General features: G+C 73.5%; 2 pseudogenes. Both read right to left on the bottom strand.

The window, feature by feature from the left end:
• Nucleotides 1-437: pseudogene (locus FV222_RS28185) on the bottom strand (xanthine dehydrogenase family protein molybdopterin-binding subunit); the annotation flags it as partial.
• A 124-nt stretch (nt 438-561) separates the two neighbouring features.
• Nucleotides 562-750: pseudogene (locus FV222_RS30335) on the bottom strand (hypothetical protein); the annotation flags it as partial.

Genomic DNA, 750 nt, shown 5'->3' on the forward strand with positions numbered 1-750 from the left:
AACGGCGCCTCCGCGTACGCGACGCGGACGCGGGCGGCGGCCGCCGTCGCCGCCTCCTGCGTCTCGGCCACGACGAGGGCAACGATCTGGCCGGCATAGGCGACCTCATCGGAGCCGAGGGGAAGGTGCGCGCTGTTGGCGTAGCCGCCGGCCATCAGGTGCTTCACCGGCGCGATCCGGCCGGCGAGGTCGCGATGGGTGAAGACGCGCAGGCACCCGGGCGTCGCCATGGCCGCGGAGAGGTCGAAGCCGCGGATGCGCCCGCGCACGATCGTGCTGGTGACGAGCGCCGCGTGCCCGCACCCCTTCAGCGGGACGTCGGAGGAGAACCGCGCCCGGCCCGTCACCTTGGCCGGGCCGTCGACCCGAACCTGCGAGCGTCCGAGCAGGCCTTCCTCGGCACCGGTTTTGGCCGGGTCGGCGATCGGGTGGTCCATCGGCGCGCTCCACTTCCCATCGGTCCGAGGCCGGTATTTCGCTTCGGTCCGGGACCGGTCGAATGGAGGTGTGCCACGCTCTCCCGGCGGCAAGGTCTTGGGGCCGGCCCGCGGCGATCCGCGCTCAGGTCGCGGCGCGGCCGCGCGGGATCAGCTTCTGGATGAGGCTCCAGTACGAGACCGGAACGAGGCGCTCGATCAGCGCGACCAGCTTCGCGTCCGTGCCGACGAGCACCCGGCCCTGCCGGCGCTCCACCGCCGCCAGGATGATCGCGGCGGCCCGTTCCGGCGGCAGCTTGAGCAGGCTGTTGGC

This window comes from Methylobacterium sp. WL103 (assembly GCF_008039885.1).
GTDB lineage: Bacteria > Pseudomonadota > Alphaproteobacteria > Rhizobiales > Beijerinckiaceae > Methylobacterium > Methylobacterium cerastii.